General features: G+C 60.1%; 17 protein-coding genes. 9 read left to right on the top strand and 8 right to left on the bottom strand.

Annotation, left to right across the window (positions count from 1 at the left end):
• Positions 1 to 13: 13 nt before the first annotated feature.
• Together ALO43_RS15990 and ALO43_RS15985 are read right to left on the bottom strand one after the other, a co-directional pair.
• Entirely contained in the window at positions 14 to 1,087 is a 1,074-nt protein-coding gene (locus ALO43_RS15990; RefSeq protein ID WP_024646798.1) for an AI-2E family transporter, read from the bottom strand.
• Positions 1,088 to 1,126: 39 nt separating this feature from the next.
• Positions 1,127 to 2,230: a DUF2066 domain-containing protein gene (locus ALO43_RS15985; protein ID WP_024690087.1), complete on the bottom strand. Its 1,104-nt coding sequence runs from the start codon at positions 2,228 to 2,230 to the stop codon at positions 1,127 to 1,129.
• A 341-nt stretch (positions 2,231 to 2,571) separates the two neighbouring features.
• Between ALO43_RS15985 and purM the strand changes: the two genes are divergently transcribed.
• From purM to ALO43_RS15965, 4 genes are all read left to right on the top strand, one after another.
• On the top strand, positions 2,572 to 3,630 hold the full coding sequence (gene purM / locus ALO43_RS15980) for a phosphoribosylformylglycinamidine cyclo-ligase (RefSeq protein ID WP_005889678.1): 1,059 nt from the start codon (positions 2,572 to 2,574) through the stop codon (positions 3,628 to 3,630).
• Entirely contained in the window at positions 3,630 to 4,280 is a 651-nt protein-coding gene (gene purN, locus ALO43_RS15975; protein WP_053480494.1) for a phosphoribosylglycinamide formyltransferase, read from the top strand. The genes purM and purN overlap by 1 nt, the downstream gene beginning before the upstream one ends.
• A gap of 8 nt (positions 4,281 to 4,288) precedes the next feature.
• A complete protein-coding gene (locus ALO43_RS15970; protein ID WP_005889674.1) occupies positions 4,289 to 5,002 on the top strand; it encodes a DUF3108 domain-containing protein in 714 nt (237 codons plus the stop codon).
• Between the two features lie 477 nt (positions 5,003 to 5,479).
• Positions 5,480 to 5,659: a hypothetical protein gene (locus ALO43_RS15965; protein ID WP_003381582.1), complete on the top strand. Its 180-nt coding sequence runs from the start codon at positions 5,480 to 5,482 to the stop codon at positions 5,657 to 5,659.
• 77 nt (positions 5,660 to 5,736) lie between these two features.
• Here the strand turns inward: ALO43_RS15965 and ALO43_RS15960 are convergent, their stop codons facing one another.
• The 5 genes from ALO43_RS15960 to cysM all read right to left on the bottom strand — a co-directional run bounded on the left by ALO43_RS15960 (position 5,737) and on the right by cysM (position 11,826).
• On the bottom strand, positions 5,737 to 6,276 hold the full coding sequence (locus ALO43_RS15960) for a DUF2058 domain-containing protein (protein WP_005889672.1): 540 nt from the start codon (positions 6,274 to 6,276) through the stop codon (positions 5,737 to 5,739).
• Positions 6,277 to 6,306: 30 nt separating this feature from the next.
• Complete coding sequence (gene mazG / locus ALO43_RS15955; RefSeq protein WP_005889670.1) at positions 6,307 to 7,140, bottom strand: nucleoside triphosphate pyrophosphohydrolase; 834 nt, start codon at positions 7,138 to 7,140, stop codon at positions 6,307 to 6,309.
• A gap of 27 nt (positions 7,141 to 7,167) precedes the next feature.
• Entirely contained in the window at positions 7,168 to 9,411 is a 2,244-nt protein-coding gene (gene relA / locus ALO43_RS15950; protein WP_024669909.1) for a GTP diphosphokinase, read from the bottom strand.
• Positions 9,412 to 9,568: 157 nt separating this feature from the next.
• A complete protein-coding gene (rlmD, locus tag ALO43_RS15945) occupies positions 9,569 to 10,924 on the bottom strand; it encodes a 23S rRNA (uracil(1939)-C(5))-methyltransferase RlmD (protein WP_054997786.1) in 1,356 nt (451 codons plus the stop codon).
• Entirely contained in the window at positions 10,924 to 11,826 is a 903-nt protein-coding gene (cysM, locus tag ALO43_RS15940) for a cysteine synthase CysM (protein WP_005889664.1), read from the bottom strand. The genes rlmD and cysM overlap by 1 nt, the downstream gene beginning before the upstream one ends.
• 274 nt (positions 11,827 to 12,100) lie before the next feature.
• Here cysM and ALO43_RS15935 point away from each other — a divergent pair, with 274 nt between their 5' ends.
• From ALO43_RS15935 to ALO43_RS15925, 3 genes are all read left to right on the top strand, one after another.
• The gene (locus ALO43_RS15935; RefSeq protein WP_054997785.1) at positions 12,101 to 14,854 is read left to right on the top strand and encodes a response regulator; all 2,754 of its coding nucleotides are present in this window, start codon (positions 12,101 to 12,103) and stop codon (positions 14,852 to 14,854) included.
• A gap of 148 nt (positions 14,855 to 15,002) precedes the next feature.
• Positions 15,003 to 15,446 (top strand): hypothetical protein, encoded by a 444-nt coding sequence (locus ALO43_RS15930; RefSeq protein ID WP_005889662.1) that lies wholly within the window; start codon positions 15,003 to 15,005, stop codon positions 15,444 to 15,446.
• Positions 15,443 to 15,850 (top strand): META domain-containing protein, encoded by a 408-nt coding sequence (locus tag ALO43_RS15925; protein WP_005889661.1) that lies wholly within the window; start codon positions 15,443 to 15,445, stop codon positions 15,848 to 15,850. The genes ALO43_RS15930 and ALO43_RS15925 overlap by 4 nt, the downstream gene beginning before the upstream one ends.
• Positions 15,851 to 16,090: 240 nt before the next feature.
• On the opposite strand, the gene ALO43_RS15920 is transcribed toward ALO43_RS15925, so the two are convergent.
• Positions 16,091 to 16,558 carry a TlpA disulfide reductase family protein gene (locus ALO43_RS15920; protein ID WP_005889660.1) on the bottom strand — a complete coding sequence of 156 codons (468 nt, stop codon included), beginning with the start codon at positions 16,556 to 16,558 and terminating at the stop codon, positions 16,091 to 16,093.
• Positions 16,559 to 16,689: 131 nt separating this feature from the next.
• Here ALO43_RS15920 and arsC point away from each other — a divergent pair, with 131 nt between their 5' ends.
• Positions 16,690 to 17,043, top strand: coding sequence for an arsenate reductase (glutaredoxin) (arsC, locus tag ALO43_RS15915; RefSeq protein WP_005889659.1), 354 nt, complete (start codon positions 16,690 to 16,692; stop codon positions 17,041 to 17,043).
• Positions 17,040 to 17,645: an NAD(P)H:quinone oxidoreductase gene (gene wrbA, locus ALO43_RS15910; RefSeq protein ID WP_005889657.1), complete on the top strand. Its 606-nt coding sequence runs from the start codon at positions 17,040 to 17,042 to the stop codon at positions 17,643 to 17,645. Before arsC ends, wrbA begins: the two co-directional genes overlap by 4 nt.
• Positions 17,646 to 17,717 lie beyond the last annotated feature (72 nt).

The raw sequence follows: 17,717 nt of genomic DNA, 5'->3' as shown, positions 1-17,717 counted from the left end.
GCCGGCTTAAGGGTCAAAGCTCCGGGTCTTCCGCGCCTGCGTAGATTTCCGAGTCTTTATAAACGTCGTGCATGTGGCGCACCAGCACCATGATCACTGCCGCAACCGGCAAGGCCAGCAGAATGCCGGTGAAGCCGAACAGTTCACCACCAGCCAGAATCGCGAAAATCACCGCGACCGGGTGCAGGCCGATACGATCCCCCACCAACAACGGCGTCAGGACCATGCCCTCAAGGGCCTGACCTATCATGAACACCGCGACGATGCCCATCATCGGGTACAGGTCGCCGCCGAACTGGAACAACCCGGCAATCAGCGCCGCGCCGATACCGATCACAAAGCCCATGTAAGGCACGATGGCTGCCAGACCTGCAATGACACCGATCAACAGCCCCAGCTCCAGGCCAACCAGCATCAGCCCGGCCGCATAGATAACCCCCAACCCGACCATGACCAGCAACTGGCCGCGAATGAAGGCACCCAGCACTTCATGGCACTCGCCCGCGAGCTTGACGATCTGACCTTCACGCTGACGCGGCAGCAGACCGCGGATCTTGCCGGTCATGATGTCCCAGTCACGCAGCAGGTAGAAGCAGACCACCGGGATCAGCACCAGATTGGTCAGCCAGCCGATCAGGGCGAGGCTGGACGCGGTGGCCTGAGACAGGACAATGGAGACGATGTCCCCGGCCTGCCCCATGTGCTCGGAGATGGCAGCCTTGATCTTGTCGAATTTCCAGAAACCGTCTGCAAGCCCGAATTTGGCCTGTACCCACGGCATGGCCGAGTGCTGCAACCAGTCGAGAATCTGCGGTGCCAGTTCGTACAGACGAAACAGCTGCTTGGCCAGCATCGGCACAAGCACCAGCAGCAAGGTCATCAGCACCAGAGTGAAGAGGCCGAATACGACCACCACACTCAAGGTTCTGGACAGCCCCGCGCGCTCCAGACGGTCTACCAGCGGATCGCCCATGTAGGCCAGCAGCAACGCCACCAGAAAAGGAGTGAGGATCGTGTGCAGCAGCACCACGAATGCGACCAGCAAAGCCAGCCCGCCGATCCAGAACCAACGCCGCGTATCAGTCATCAACATCCCTCAAGCCAATGGAAAAGCGTTCTTGCCGGGTTACCAGCGGAAGTACAGTTGTGGCGCCGAGGCCGGAACAATCATCGGCGCCTGTGCAGGAGCCGATACTGAAGCTGCGCCAGCAGCTGGTGCGGCAGGAGCAGCAGGAGCGGCAGGTGTCGTAGCGTCCGCAGGCGCAGCAGCGACCTCACTGGCCGGCACTTCCTGCAGCTTGGCCAGTGACATCTGCGAGCGTAGCTGATCGGCGCTGCCACTGACTTCAAACACCACCCGATCACCCTCTACAGAACTCAGACGCACGCCGAAGGGTTCGAGTAACTGAAGCAGTTGTGCATAACGCTCCAGGGTCATGCCCTGAACCTGCATCAGCATGCCGGTAGACGCGCCGGGCTTGGCGACGAAACGCGGGGCCAGACGCTCGCTCACGGACAACAGCACCGCATCGGCCAAAGCTTCGGAGGTTGCGCCGGAGGCCGTGCCCTGTTCGCGCTGATCACCCAGCCACAAGCGCCACTTACCCTGCCACTGCCCGCCTTCTTCCTTGGCATGCACCGCAAGAATCGCATCGGCGCCATAGCGTTCGGACGCTTCCTTGAGCGGTGCCGGGTCAGTCGCTTCAAGGGTTTTGGCGTCGCCGATACCTTGCTCGCTCAGGTCAGCCAGCGGCAGACGCAAGGGCAGACCACGGTGTTGCGCAGCTCGGCGCAATGGCTCGGCAGCAGCCTGGCCGTCGCCGACCAGATTGGCGCCCTCGACCGAGTCATTCAGCCACCAGCCGAGAATCGACGGGCGGTTGCTGCCCCAGATCGACAGCCCGGCGTCACGCAAGGCGCGCTCGGTGGTTGCCGGATCGAAATCCACCAGCAGGGTTTCCGGCGGCCCGGCTTCATAGCCGTATTGGCTGATGATTTGCTGTGGGTCTTTGCGCAGTGCAGCGATGGCAGAGCCCTGCACGGCCTTGGCGTCTCCGGTCAGGCGCAGTACCAATGTATCGACGGCGGCCTGAGTGGCACGGCTGCGCTCGTCTGGCGACTGACCATTGACTGCTTCACGCACCTGATAAAGATTGCTTACCGTTTCGGCAAGGCTGGGAAGGCTGATCAGGGACAGACAGCCGACAAGAAGGATTCTGGAAAAACGCATGGACAGTTCCCGAACGGAAAAAAGTAAAAAGAAGCAGCTTCAGGAGATACACAGCTTGGGACAGCAGTGAGCCACCGGTCATTCAAATTCGGCCTAAAGTACACCTTAAACGCCTGCACTCGCACTGATCGTACCGGCCAGAACAGGTTTATTTAGTGCAACACGGTCCCTGTTGTCGGCGCAAGGATGGCCCCTGGGGAGCAAGCCTGATAAAATCGCGCGCCTTCGCAGACCGGCAATCGCCGAGGCCCAACCTTAACATCGCATCACAGCGCGGTGCTGAACGGGTCCCAACGCAGCGGTCGATACCTCCGAATCCCCCCTAAAGGCCTGGATTTTCTATGAGCAAGCAACCTTCCCTGAGCTATAAAGACGCCGGTGTAGACATCGACGCCGGTGAAGCATTGGTCGAACGCATCAAAAGCGTCGCCAAGCGTACCAAGCGTCCGGAAGTCATGGGCGGCCTGGGAGGTTTCGGCGCTCTCTGCGAAATCCCGGCGGGCTACAAGCAGCCGGTTCTGGTTTCCGGCACCGACGGCGTGGGCACCAAGCTGCGCCTTGCCCTGAACCTGAACAAGCATGACAGCATCGGCATCGACCTGGTCGCCATGTGCGTCAATGACCTTGTGGTGTGTGGCGCCGAGCCGCTGTTCTTCCTCGATTACTACGCTACCGGCAAGCTCAATGTCGAAACCGCCACCCAGGTCGTGACCGGCATCGGCGCGGGCTGTGAACTGGCAGGCTGCTCGCTGGTGGGCGGCGAGACCGCTGAAATGCCTGGCATGTACGAAGGCGAAGACTACGACCTGGCAGGTTTCTGCGTCGGCGTCGTGGAAAAGGCCGAAATCATCGATGGCTCGAAAGTCGCCGCCGGTGACGCCCTCCTCGCATTGCCCTCGTCCGGTCCGCACTCCAACGGCTACTCGCTGATCCGCAAGATCATCGAAGTCGCCGGTGCCGACATCGAAAACATCCAGCTCGACGGCAAGCCGCTGACCGAACTGCTGATGGCGCCAACCCGCATCTACGTCAAGCCGTTGCTCAAGCTGATCAAGGAAACCGGCGCGGTCAAGGCCATGGCACACATCACCGGTGGCGGCCTGCTCGACAACATCCCCCGCGTACTGCCGGAAGGCGCTCAGGCGGTGGTCGATGTGGCGAGCTGGCAGCGCCCGGCTGTGTTCGACTGGTTGCAGCAGCAAGGCAACGTCGACGAGAACGAAATGCACCGCGTACTGAACTGCGGCGTGGGCATGGTCATCTGCGTCGCTCAGGAGCACGTTGAAACTGCTCTGAACGTTCTGCGTGAAGCCGGCGAGCAGCCTTGGGTGATCGGCCAGATCGCCACTGCGGCCGACGGCGCAGCACAGGTCGAGCTGAAAAACCTCAAGGCGCATTGATGCCGGCCATCTGTGATGTCGTGGTGCTGCTTTCCGGCACCGGCGGCAACCTGCAAGCGATGATCGACAGTTTCAAGGATGAGGCCAGCCCGGTCCGCATTCGCGCGGTGATTTCCAACCGTGCCGACGCATTCGGGCTGCAGCGGGCCAGAGACGCGGGCATCGAAGCCTGCGTTCTGGACCACACCGCCTACGAAGGTCGCGAGGCCTTCGACGCGGCGCTGATGCAACTGATCGACACTTTCCAGCCACATCTGGTGATATTGGCCGGTTTCATGCGCATACTCAGTGCGGGCTTCGTTCGTCACTATCAGGGGCGTCTGCTCAATATCCACCCTTCCCTGTTGCCGCGTTACAAAGGTCTGCACACGCACAAGCGCGTGCTGGAGGCCGGCGACGCCGAGCATGGCTGCAGCGTGCATTTTGTCACTGAGGAACTCGATGGCGGCCCGCTGGTCGTACAGGCAGTTATTTCGGTACATTCGGACGACACGCCAGTGGCGCTCGCGCAACGGGTTCATGCTCAAGAGCACTGTATTTACCCACTGGCTATTCGCTGGTTTGCCGAAGGCCGATTGACCCTTGGTGAACAAGGCGCATTACTGGATAACCAGTTACTCCCGGCCAGCGGCCATCTGATTCGACATTAGGAGATATTATGCGTCGCGCTCTGCTCTTCGCTTTCGCCCTGCTCGCATTGCCTGCCGTACAGGCCGCAGACCTTCAACCCTTCTCCGCCAGCTACACCGCCGACTGGAAGCAGCTGCCGATGAGCGGCACTGCCGAACGCAGCCTGGAAGCCGGTGCCAATGGCACTTGGACCCTGAGCTTCAAGGCTTCGATGATGATCGCCAGCCTGACTGAAGTCAGTACCCTGAAGGTCGACAAGGACACCCTGCTGCCACAGACCTACAGTTTCGAGCGCAGTGGCCTGGGCAAATCCAAGAAGGTCGATCTGGCCTTCGACTGGAACACCAAATTCGTCACCGGCACCGACCGCGGCGAAGCGATCAAGCTGCCGCTCAATCGTGGCATTCTCGACAAGTCCACCTATCAGCTGGCATTGCAACATGACATCGCCGAGGGCAAGAAGAGCATGAGCTACCAGGTCGTCGATGGTGACGAAGTGGACACTTATGACTTCCGCGTACTGGGCTCGGAAAAGGTCACCACCAAAACCGGCCAGGTCGACGCGATCAAGGTAGAACGCGTGCGTGACCCGACACAAAGCAAGCGCACCACCGTGCTGTGGTTCGCCAAGGACTGGGACTACCTGCTGGTTCGTCTGCAACAGGTTGAAACCGACGGCAAGGAATACAACATCGTACTGCTCGATGGCACCGTCAACGGCAAGGCCGTCAAAGGCAGCTGATCGCCCTGACCGCCCGCACCACAGAGCCCCGCTTTTCAGCGGGGCTTTTTATTGGCTGCCGCCCACTCAAGACCGGACGCAGAGCGTCCAGAACGGCATGCCCACGCGGAGCATGGGCACGATAGTCGGGATCATCGTTCACGCTCCAGCATGGGAATGCCTGTCGTGAAGCTCCGCGTCACACCTGCGCGCCATGTCGCTCAGCAAGTAAAGCGTCTAGGACGGCGTATCCACGCGTATTCGGCCAAGCCAACACCGCGCTCGAAGCACATGAAACATCCTTCATTTTCCCACCAATCCGCCGTAAGCCTCGTCATGCAAGGGCTGCAGGGCAGCGATTACTTTCTGATCACTGGGGAACCTGAACAGGCTATTTACTTAGGCAGCTAACAACTTCTATAAAAGAGTCCTGCGACACATGGCCGCAGTATCCAGAGGCCTGACCATCAAGGCCATCAACGTCAGGAGCTTATTACTATGACTGTCAGAGTGACTGAACGCGACGACGCCCATCTCTCCCACGAAGCCGTTGCCGACGGCATCCAGATCTGGGACGTGCATCAACAGGACCAACTGGTCGGAATGTTCCACATAGAGTCCGATGCCCTTCGCTACAAGGAAGAGCTGGAAGCACTGGAAAGCCAGGGTAATCACTAAGCACTTTCTCAGAACAAGAAACGACAAAACCCGCTGAATGCGGGTTTTGCCATTTTTACGCTCACAAAGTCAGTGGGTTACCACATAAGATCGTCAGGCACCTGATACGCCGCATACGGATCATCAGCATCCGGCGCTTCAGTAGGCGTATTGAGCAATACGATGCGGCGCGGGTCGCGCTCCTGGATCTTCAGAGCTGCCTCACGCGGAATGATCTCGTAACCGCCACCGTGGTGAACAATCGCCAGCGAACCGCTGCTGAGCTTGTTGCGTACCAAGGCGTTGACCGAGATCCGCTTGACCTTCTTGTCGTCGACGAAGTTGTAGTAATCCTCGGTGATCAGCTTCGGAATGCGTGAAACCTCGATCAGTTGTTTGACCTGAGCCGCACGGGCCTTCTGCTCGACCTTCTCCTGCTGCTGGCGATTGAGCTCCTGATCACGTTTGGTTTTTTCAGCCTGGGCTTCCTGAGCCGCACGTTTTTGCGAGTCGTCGGCCTGAGCCTGCCCCTTGTGTACCAGCCGCTGCTCTTTCTGCTTTTCTTTGCCGGCCTGCTTGGCCTGCTTTTGGTTGACCAGACCTGCCTTGAGCAACTGGTCGCGAAGGGAAAGGCTCATTGTCTACTCACTTATGCCGTTACCGCACGCTCAGCCGCAGCCGGGCGTGCTCTTTTCCTGACGTTTGGCTTCGCCCCACAACGCATCCATGTCTTCGAGCGAGCACTCTTCGATAGGACGCTGGAGGTGACGCAATGCCTGTTCAATGAATCGAAAGCGTCTGTCGAACTTGTTATTGGCCGAGCGTAACGCAGTTTCGGGATCAACTTTCAGATGCCGGGCCAGATTGACGACACTGAACAGCAAATCGCCGACTTCTTCAGCGATGCCCTCGGCGTCATTGTCGACCATGGCTTCAAGAATTTCATCGAGTTCTTCGCGCACCTTGTCGACCACCGGCAAGGCTGCAGGCCAGTCGAAGCCGACCTGTGCGGCACGCTTCTGCAGTTTGGCCGCCCGACTCAGCGCCGGCAAGGCCCCTGGCACGTCATCGAGCAATGACAGCTGCTCGGGCACGCCGGATTTCTCGGCACGCTCCTCGGCCTTGATCTCATCCCAGCGCCGGTTGACCTGTTCGTCGCTCAGGCGCGGTGTTTCTGGTGGCGCATATAGCTCGCCAGTTGGAAACACATGTGGATGACGACGTAGCAATTTACGGGTAATGCCGTCCACCACACCCTCGAACTCGAAGCGCCCCTCTTCCTTGGCCAGTTGCGCGTAAAAGACTACCTGAAACAACAGGTCGCCCAACTCGCCCTGCAAATGAGCAAGATCACCCTGTTCGATGGCGTCGGCCACTTCATAGGCTTCTTCCAGCGTATGCGGCACGATGCTGGCGTACGTCTGCTTCAAGTCCCACGGGCAGCCGAACTGCGGGTCACGCAGCCGAGTCATGAGATGAAGCAGGTCTTGAACTGTATACATGGGGCTCCCTGTGCGCGCAGCCGACGCTTATGGCGTCCTGTTTCTGCGTGTTTCAATGATGTTCGGCAACTGGGAAATCCGCCCCAACAGCCGCCCCAGCGCGTCCAGACCCGGAATCTCGATGGTCAGGGACATGAGCGCAGTGTTGTCTTCCTTGTTCGAGCGGGTGTTGACCGCCAGCACATTGATGCGCTCGTTGAGCAGCACCTGAGTGACATCGCGCAGCAGCCCGGAGCGGTCGTAAGCGCGGATGATGATGTCCACAGGGTAGGTAAGCACCGGCACCGGCCCCCAGCTGACCTGGATGATCCGCTCGGGTTCGCGGCCGCCCAGTTGCAGCACCGAAGCGCAATCCTGGCGGTGGATGCTGACGCCGCGGCCCTGAGTGATGTAACCGACAATCGCGTCGCCTGGCAGCGGCTGACAGCAGCCCGCCATCTGCGTCATCAGGTTGCCGACGCCTTGAATCTGAATATCGCCGCGCTTGCCAGGCTTGTAGCCCGTGGCCTTGCGCGTGATCAGTTCCAGTTGTTCGTTTATGCGGTCCGGCTCGACCTGTTGCTGAGCCAGATTGACCAGCTGTGCCAGACGCAGATCGCCTGCGCCCAAGGCCGCGAACATGTCATCGGCAGTCTTGTGATTGGCCTTGTCCGCCAGCTTGTCGAAGTCGACCTGCGGCAGCGCCAGCCGCGCCAGCTCGCGCTCGATCAGGGTCCTGCCAGCAGCGACGTTCTGATCACGAGCCTGCAGCTTGAACCAGTGAACGATCTTGGCCCGCGCCCTGGAGGTGGTGATGTAGCCCAAGTTGGAGTTCAGCCAGTCGCGGCTTGGTGTGCCGTGTTTGCTGGTAATGATCTCGACCTGCTCACCGGTCTGCAAGCTGTAGTTGAGCGGCACGATCCGCCCGTTGATCTTCGCGCCCCGACAGTTATGGCCGATCTCGGTGTGAACCCGATAGGCGAAGTCCAGCGGCGTCGCCCCCTTGGGCAGGTCGATGGCGTGCCCGTCAGGCGTGAAGACATAGACCCGGTCCGGTTCGATATCGACCCGCAGCTGGTCTGCCAGGCCACCGATATCACCCAGCTCTTCATGCCACTCGAGCACCTGACGCAGCCAGGAAATCTTCTCTTCGTAGTGATTGGACCCGGATTTAACGTCGGTGCCCTTGTAGCGCCAGTGCGCGCAGACGCCCAGCTCGGCTTCTTCGTGCATGGCGTGGGTGCGGATCTGCACCTCCAGCACCTTGCCTTCCGGGCCGATGACCGCGGTGTGCAGCGAGCGATAGCCATTTTCCTTGGGGTTGGCGATGTAATCGTCGAACTCCTTCGGAATATGCCGCCACAGCGTATGCACAATCCCCAGCGCGGTGTAGCAGTCGCGCATTTCCGGGACCAGCACGCGCAAGGCACGCACGTCGTAGATCTGGCTGAACGCCAGGCCCTTGCGCTGCATTTTGCGCCAGATGGAATAGATGTGTTTCGCCCGACCGCTGATGTCGGCCGTCACGCCGGTCGCTTGCAGCTCGTTGTCGAGCTCGGACATGACTTCGCTGATGAAGCGCTCGCGGTCCAGCCGGCGCTCGTGCAGCAGCTTGGCGATCTGCTTGTACTGGTCGGGCTCGAGGTAGCGGAAAGACAGGTCTTCCAGCTCCCACTTGATGTGACCGATGCCCAGACGATGCGCCAGCGGCGCGTAGATGTCGAACACCTCGCGGGCCACCCGGTTGCGCTTTTCGTCGTCGGCGTTCTTCACCGCCCGAATCGCACAGGTGCGCTCGGCCAGTTTGATCAACGCGACGCGCACGTCGTCGACCATCGCGACGAGCATCTTGCGCAGGTTTTCGACCTGCGCCTGACTGCCCAGCACCAGCGACTGCCGGGGGCTAAGGCTGGCGCTGATCGCGGCCATGCGCAGCACGCCGTCGATCAGTTTGGCAACGGTGGAGCCAAAGCGCTGCTCGACTTCCGGCAACGGAATGACCCCTTCGCGCACGCCACGGTATATGACCGCAGCGACCAGCGAATCCTGATCCAGCTTGAGGTCAGCGAGGATCTCCGCGATTTCCAGACCGGTCTGGAAACTGGAGGTGCCTTCTGCCCAGTGATTCTTGTGGACCTTGTCGTTCTGCTCGGCTTGCCGGGCAAATTCACAGGCCTGTTTCATGACTTCCCGGTCCAGGACCAGGTCGACGCTGACAATATGATCGAGCCATGCGTCGAGATTGATACTGCCGTCTGTGTTTATCGGCTGGTTCGCTCTCACCTGTACCATGTTGCTTACCTTCCCTAAGGCGCGATGAATAGCGCCATCAGTCGCCAGCCTTCTGAGCGAATGCCACTTGCCGGGCAAGCAAGAACCGGCATTCGCGGGCCAGTCGGATTAAATGAGATTCCCTGTCGGCAGCTGGACTCTATCCAATGAAGGCTGCTCACTGTCTCATTTCAAATAAAGCCATCGCCTCGACATGCGCCGTCTGTGGAAACATATCGAGGATTCCGGCACGTTTTAATCGGTAGCCCTGACGGATCAGTTCGACCGTGTCACGAGCCAAAGTTGCCGGGTTGCATGAAACATAAAGCAGTCGCCGGGCACCCGTCTTGCTGATCTGGCGTACCACTTCAAACGCCCCGTCACGCGGTGGGTCCAAGAGTACCGCAGAAAACCCCTCCGCCGCCCAGTCGGCGTGTGTCAGCGGCTGGGAAAGATCCGCCTGAAAAAACTGCACATTGTGCAGATCATTACTCATTGCGTTGACAGCTGCACGTTCGACCATAGTCGCTACGCCTTCGACCGCCACCACTTCTTTCGCCAGACCGGCCAGCGGCAAGGCGAAGTTGCCCAGGCCGCAGAACAGATCCATGACACGCTCATCAGCCGCAGGGGCCAACCACTGCAGGGCTTGCTCGATCATTGCGGTATTGACCGCCGCATTGACCTGAATGAAATCCCCCGGACGCCATGCCAGCTGCAGGTTCCACGGTTCAAGCCGGTAACCCAGCGTGTCGCCGGGGCTGGCCGGTTGCGGTTCGCCGTCGCCGTGCAACCACAGCTGCGCACCCTGCGCTGAACAGAATGCATGCAACGCTGCAAGATCAACGTCCGCCAAAGGCGCAGTGTGACGCAACAGCAAGGCAGTCGAAGAACCGCTGAACAGCTCGACATGCCCCAGCACCTGAGGCTTGCTGAAACTTTTCAGCATGGATGGCAACTGACGCATGATCGGTTGCAAGGCCTGTACCAGCACCGGACATTCATCGATGCTGACGATGTCCTGGCTGGCCGCCGCGCGAAAACCTACGTCCAGACGTTTCGCCTTGGCGTCCCAGCGAACCGCGACCCGCGCCCTTCGGCGATAGGCCAGTTCAGACCCGCTCAAAGGCGCTGCCCATTCATCCGGGGCAATATTGGCCACGCGCAGCAGTTGCTCGGCGAGCATGCGCTGTTTCAGGGCAAGTTGTTCGTCATGGGGCACATGCTGGACGCTGCACCCGCCGCAACGCCCGAAATAATCACAGGCGGGGGCGCGACGCAGGTCGCTGGCAACAAACACGCGCTCGGTGCGCGCTTCGACAATCTTGCCGCGAGCATTGAGCACCCGCGCCTCAACCTCTTCGCCTGCCAGGCTGCCCGCAACGAACCAGGTCCTGCCATCCACAAACGCTATGCCGCGCCCGTCATCAGACAGGCGTTCGATAGTCAGACGCTGCTTTTTACCGGCAGGCACCTGCACGCTCTTGACGCCGCCGGTGGGCTGGAAGCGCAGGCCTCTTTCATGCTTGGCCATCAGTTGGGCGTGTCGTAGATACCGGTCGACAGGTAGCGGTCGCCTCGGTCACAGATGATTGCCACGATCGTGGCGTTTTCGACTTCGCGGGCGATACGCAGCGCCCCCGCCACCGAACCACCGGAGGACACCCCGCAGAAGATCCCCTCTTCGCGCGCCAGCCGACGCATGGCTTCTTCGGCCTCTACCTGCCCCATATCGATGATGCGATCGACACGGTCCGACTGATAGATTTTTGGCAGGTATTCGGTCGGCCAGCGACGAATGCCGGGGATGGATGCACCTTCCATCGGTTGCAAACCGACGATCTGCACATCGGGATTCTGTTCCTTGAGGTAGCGCGAGGTGCCCATGATGGTGCCAGTGGTGCCCATCGAGCTGACAAAATGCGTGACGGTACCAGCGGTCTGCCGCCAGATTTCCGGACCGGTGGACGTGTAATGCGCCTCAGGGTTGTCGCCATTGGCGAACTGATCGAGCACTTTGCCGCGACCTTCAGCCTGCATGCGGTCCGCCAGATCACGAGCGCCTTCCATGCCGTCTTCCTTGCTGACCAGAATCAGCTCGGCGCCATAAGCGGTCATCGCGGCCTTGCGCTCGGCACTGGAATTGTCCGGCATGATCAGGACCATGCGATAGCCCTTGATCGCAGCGGCCATGGCCAGGGCGATTCCTGTATTACCGGAAGTGGCTTCGATCAGCGTGTCCCCCGGATGGATCTGGCCGCGCAGCTCGGCACGGGTGATCATCGACAGTGCCGGGCGGTCTTTTACCGAACCAGCAGGGTTATTACCTTCCAGTTTCAACAGGATGGTATTGCTGGTATGACCGGCCATGCGTTGCATACGCACGAGCGGAGTGTTGCCGACGCAATCGGCAATGGTTGGATACTGCAGGGTCATGGCGTATTCGCGGTCCAGTCTGCGGGGGCGCCTATCATAACGGCAAACGCTCAAAGCCCATATCACGCAAAGTGCGGTCGTTATTCCCAAAAGGCATAACGCCTCATTTCTGAGAACTCCGCATGCTGTGGTTTTTGCGAGAAATAACACCTTGTCAGGCCGACGAAGCTGCCCACTCCTCCTTTAAATGGCTAAACTCGACCCCTTGTGCCGATACAGACAGGCAGCCGATGCCTGATATCGACGGATTGATACCTGTTGCTGGAGAAAAAGCGTGCTGACCAAGCTGGGTATAAAAGGCCGTGTGCTGCTTCTGACCATTCTGCCTGCCAGCCTGATGGCCGCGATGCTCGGCAGCTATTTCACCTGGATGCAGCTGAATGAGCTGCAAAGCCAGCTGCTGCAACGCGGTGAAATGGTCGCCCAGGATCTGGCGCCCCTCTCGGCCAACGCGTTAGGCCGCAAGGATAAAGTGCTGTTGAGCCGCATCGCGTCGCAGACGCTCGAGCAGACCGACGTGCGCGCCGTTTCATTCCTCGACGTCAACCGCACGCCCTTGGCGCACGCCGGCCCGACGATGATCAGCCCCGTGCCGATCGGCAATAGCTCGCAACTGCTCAGCTCCACCGGCAACGACGCCACGCGCTACCTGTTGCCGGTGTTCGGCCATCAACGGCACCTGACCAGCCCGATCATCCCCGCCGAAGCCGACACGCTGCTGGGCTGGGTAGAGCTGGAGATATCTCACAACGGCACTCTGCTGCGCGGCTATCGAAGCCTGTTCGCCAGCCTGTTGCTGATTCTGACCGGGCTGGCCTTCACCGCGACGCTGGCCGTACGCATGAGCCGCACCATCAACGGCCCGCTGAGTCAGATCAAGCAGGCGGTGTCGCAGCTCAAGGACGGCAACCTCGAAACCCGCCTGCCGCCACTGGGCAGTCGCGAGCTGGACGAACTGGCGTCAGGCATCAATCGCATGGCGGCCACGTTGCAGAACGCGCAGGAAGAACTGCAGCTCAGCATCGATCAGGCCACTGAAGATGTCAGGCAAAACCTGGAAACCATCGAGATCCAGAACATCGAACTGGACCTTGCACGCAAGGAAGCGCTTGAAGCCAGCCGGATCAAGTCCGAATTTCTGGCCAACATGAGCCACGAGATCCGTACGCCGCTCAATGGCATTCTGGGCTTCACCCACCTGCTGCAGAAAAGCGAGCTGACCCCGCGCCAGTTCGATTACCTGGCGACCATCGAGAAGTCCGCCGACAACCTGCTGAGCATCATCAACGAGATCCTCGACTTCTCGAAGATCGAGGCCGGCAAACTGGTGCTCGACAATATCCCGTTCAACCTGCGTGACCTGTTACAGGACACCCTGACCATCCTCGCCCCGGCGGCCCACGCCAAACAGCTGGAGCTGGTCAGCCTGGTCTACCGCGACACACCGCTGGCGCTGTCCGGCGACCCGTTGCGCCTGCGGCAGATTCTGACCAACCTGGTCAGCAACGCGATCAAATTCACCCGCGAAGGCACTATCGTCGCCCGCGCCATGCTGGAAGACGAGACCGAAGAACACGCACAACTGCGCATCAGCGTGCAGGACACCGGCATCGGTCTGTCCAGTCAGGACGTGCGGGCGCTGTTCCAGGCCTTCAGTCAGGCAGACAACTCGCTGTCCCGCCAGCCCGGTGGCACAGGTCTGGGGCTGGTGATATCCAAGCGTCTGATAGAACAGATGGGCGGAGAAATCGGTGTCGACAGCACTCCGGGCGAAGGCTCGGAATTCTGGATCAGCCTGAAACTGCCCAAAGCCCGGGAAGACAAGGAGGAATCGCTCAATATTCCTTTGGGAGGGCTGCGCGCCGCAGTGCTTGAACATCACGACCTTGCACGCCAGGCGCTGGAGCATCAGCTTGAAGACTGCGGCTTGCAGACCATCGTCTTCAACAACCTCGAAAACCTGCTCAACGGGGTGACGGCGGCCCATGAGACGCCGATGGCGATTGACCTCGCGGTGCTTGGCGTGACTGCGCTGGAAATCTCCCCGGAGCGACTGCGCCAGCACATCTGGGACCTGGAAAACCTCAACTGCAAAGTCATGGTGCTGTGCCCGACCACCGAGCATGCGCTGTTCCAGCTGGCTGTTCACGATGTCTATACCCAGTTGCAGGCCAAGCCCGCCTGTACCCGCAAGCTGCAAAAAGCCCTGTCCGAACTGGTCGCCCCGCGCGCAGTTCGCGCAGGCATCGGGCCGCCGCTGTCGAGCCGTGCACCGCGCGTGCTGTGCGTGGATGACAATCCGGCTAACCTGCTGCTGGTGCAAACATTGCTCGAAGACATGGGCGCCGAGGTTGTCGCTGTCGAGGGCGGCTACGCAGCGGTCAATGCGGTGCAGATGGAAGCGTTCGACCTGGTGTTGATGGATGTGCAGATGCCGGGCATGGACGGGCGTCAGGCGACTGAAGCAATTCGCATCTGGGAAGCTGAACGCAGTCAAAGCTCTCTGCCGATTGTGGCCCTCACCGCTCATGCGATGGCCAATGAAAAACGCTCGCTGCTGCAAAGCGGAATGGATGACTACCTGACCAAACCGATCAGTGAGCGGCAACTGGCCCAGGTGGTACTCAAGTGGACAGGGCTGGCGCTGCGCAACCCTGCGCCTGAACGCCAGAATGAAGCGTCTGAGGTGCATGTAGGGCCGCTGGTGCTCGATCATGAAGAAGGTTTACGTCTGGCGGCAGGCAAGGCAGATCTCGCGGCCGACATGCTGGCCATGCTACTGGCCTCGCTGGACGCCGACCGCGAAGCCATTCGTATGGCCCGCGCCAGCCAGGACGTGCAAGGCCTGATCGAACGCGTGCACCGCCTGCACGGCGCAACGCGTTACTGTGGCGTGCCGCAACTGCGCACCGCTTGCCAGCGCGCTGAAACCCTTCTAAAGCAGGGCGCTTCAGGCAGTGAAGATGCGCTGGATAACCTGGAAAAAGCCATCATCCGGCTTGAGGCCGAGGCGCGGGTGATGGCGTAATGCCCGCCCTTTCATCCTCAGGGACGATAAGCCAGGACTGTACATCTGGCGTTCCTCACGCCCCAGCGAGGGAATGCCGTCCCGTACGTTCTGCATCCAATGTCGAGGATGCGGAGCGTGATAGGATGCGCGAAATTTTGGAGGACCCATGGCCGAACACGATTTTCGCTACAGCATGCTCAATCCGCAGCACACCCTGACTGAATGCCGCACATTGGCCCCCGGCCGGTATCAGGTGACCGGCAACGGCGGCTCGATCCATGACAACGACCAATTGCTGGTGACCATCAAGGGCAGCAAAAGCCTGCACATGCGTCTGACCGTCGAGAAGGTCCGGCACTTGATCAACCCGCCCGGTCAGTGGATTGCAGTGGCCAAAGGCCCGGTATTTGATGAGTTGGCGATTCACCAGTGGCAGGTTCACTGCGACCGCTGCAATGCCGAGCTGAACTTCGAGTTCATGGTCGAGAGCAAGCTGGGCGTCAAGGCACAGAAACCCGCTGCCAACGCGCGTATCGCAGAACTGGGCTGGAAAACCGAGGGTGAGAAGCACGTCTGCAAGAAGTGCCAGGAGCAGGAGAAAGCGGCATGAAACAGTTTGCACTCTGGAGCCTGATCGGTGGCGCAATGCTGACCGGTTGCACCGCGGACCCGCTGCCGATTCGTCAGGATCAAAGCTACGTGATGGAATGGATCGGCGAACGTCCGCTGATCGATAACAGCCGTCTGACCATGACCCTCGGTGCCGATGGCCGCGCCTACGGCAATGCTGGCTGCAACCACTGGTTCGCGCCTTACACCCTGAACGACCACACCATCAGCTTCGGCGCAGTGGGCAAGACCCGCAAGATGTGCGCCCCGGCCTTGATGGAGCAGGAACAACGGTTCATCAAAGCCATCAGCAGCGTGCAACGCTGGGACATCTCGCCCATTGAGCAACTGCGCCTGTGGCCCGCTCAAGGCAAACCGCTGCGCTTCTGGCTGGAAGATAGCTGACGCTTGTCGTACTCATGCCATGCAGATAATTATCGTGACGCTCTGCGTCACACAGCGGTTCTGTAATGTCAGTTAGATGACCATCGTACCCAAGCTCCGCGTGGGCACGCCGTTCGTGACGCTCTGCGTCACAGGCCTGCGCTGCACCACGTAGTCAGTTTGTACACAGAACATTGCAATCTGCATCTTCGCCCCTGAGCGCAGTAAATGAGGGGGCTCAGCCAAAGAGAGCGGCCCTTATCAGCCTTCCCCGCGCAGCGCATTGAGCTTCTGCATCACGGTCGCGGCCGACTGCTCACCCAGCAGTTGCTCGCGCATCTTGCCCTTGTCGTCGATTATGTAGGTCACCGGCAGCGCTTCGGAAGGCGGCAGGTTGTATTGCTCGGCCGGGTCTTGGGCCAGTACGGTGAACTTGATACCCAGCGCGTTCGCGGCGTTTTTAAGCTCGTCGCCCTGCAGGTTATCGAAGTTGACGCCCAGCACTGTCACCTTCTTGTCCTTGAGCTGCTCGGACAATGCATTGAATTGCGGAACCTCGGTCCGACACGGGCCACACCATTCGGCCCAATAGTTCACTACCAGCCAATGCCCCTTGATCTGCTCGCTGGCAACCTTCTGACCGTTCTGGTCAGTGCCCAGGTCCACGCCACAACCGCTGAGCAGCAAGCTGCCGAAAAGTATCACCGCTGCTGTTAATCGCCTTGCCATCTGCTTCTTTCCTCGCCCTGTTCAACCTGCAATGACTTATACCCAAGCCACGACTATTGACCATTCGATATGTCGAACAGCGTCATCACTGGGTAGAATACGCCCCACCCCATACAAGATGCGACCTGCAAATGACCGATCTGACGCTGTATCACAACCCGCGCTGCAGCAAATCCCGCGGCGCGCTGGAACTGCTTCAGGCTCGCGGCCTGACCCCGGACGTCGTTCTGTATCTTGAAACCCCGCCCGACGCCGCCACCTTGCGCGAGCTGCTCGGCAAGCTGGGCATCGGTGCCCGGCAACTGCTGCGCTCCGGTGAAGATGATTACAAGCAACTCAATCTGGCCGACCCGGGCTTGAGCGACGAGCAACTGATTGCCGCCATGGCCGCCCATCCCAAACTGATTGAACGACCGATTCTGGTCGCCGGCGACAAGGCTGTAATTGGCCGTCCACCCGAGAACATTCTGGAGCTGCTGCCATGAGCACACCTTATATTCTGGTTCTGTATTACAGCCGCAACGGTTCCACCAGCGAAATGGCCCGGCAGATTGCCCGCGGCATCGAGCTGGGTGGCATGGAAGCACGGCTGCGCACCGTCCCCGCTGTTTCCACCGACTGCGAAGCAACTGCCCCCGAGATCCCGGAAAACGGCGCACTCTACGCAACCCTCGACGACCTGAAAAACTGCTCCGGCCTGGCGCTGGGCAGTCCGACCCGCTTCGGTAACATGGCCGCGCCGTTGAAGTACTTTCTGGACGGCACCAGCAACCTTTGGCTGACCGGCGCTCTGGTTGGCAAGCCAGCTGGCGTGTTCACTTCAACAGCCAGCCTGCACGGCGGCCAGGAAACCACGCTGATGTCCATGCTGCTGCCGCTGCTGCACCACGGCATGCTGATCATGGGCCTGCCATATAGCGAATCGGCGCTTGTGGAAACCACCGGTGGCGGTACGCCCTATGGCGCCAGCCATCACGCCGGAGCCGATGGCAAGCGCCCGCTGGATCGTCACGAAACCGACCTGTGTCGCGCACTCGGTCAGCGCCTGGCGAAAACGGCATTGCAACTCGACACGCCGCGCAGCTGAATCGGCACAGGGTCGTCTGACGCGCTTAGTTAAATCGCAAACTTGCAGCGCAAGGGCCGGTCTGAGCCCTTG

This window comes from Pseudomonas tremae (assembly GCF_001401155.1).
Lineage (GTDB): Bacteria > Pseudomonadota > Gammaproteobacteria > Pseudomonadales > Pseudomonadaceae > Aquipseudomonas > Aquipseudomonas tremae.
The sequence above is the reverse complement of the archived record's forward strand: the minus strand, read 5'-3'. Positions and strand labels throughout refer to the sequence as shown.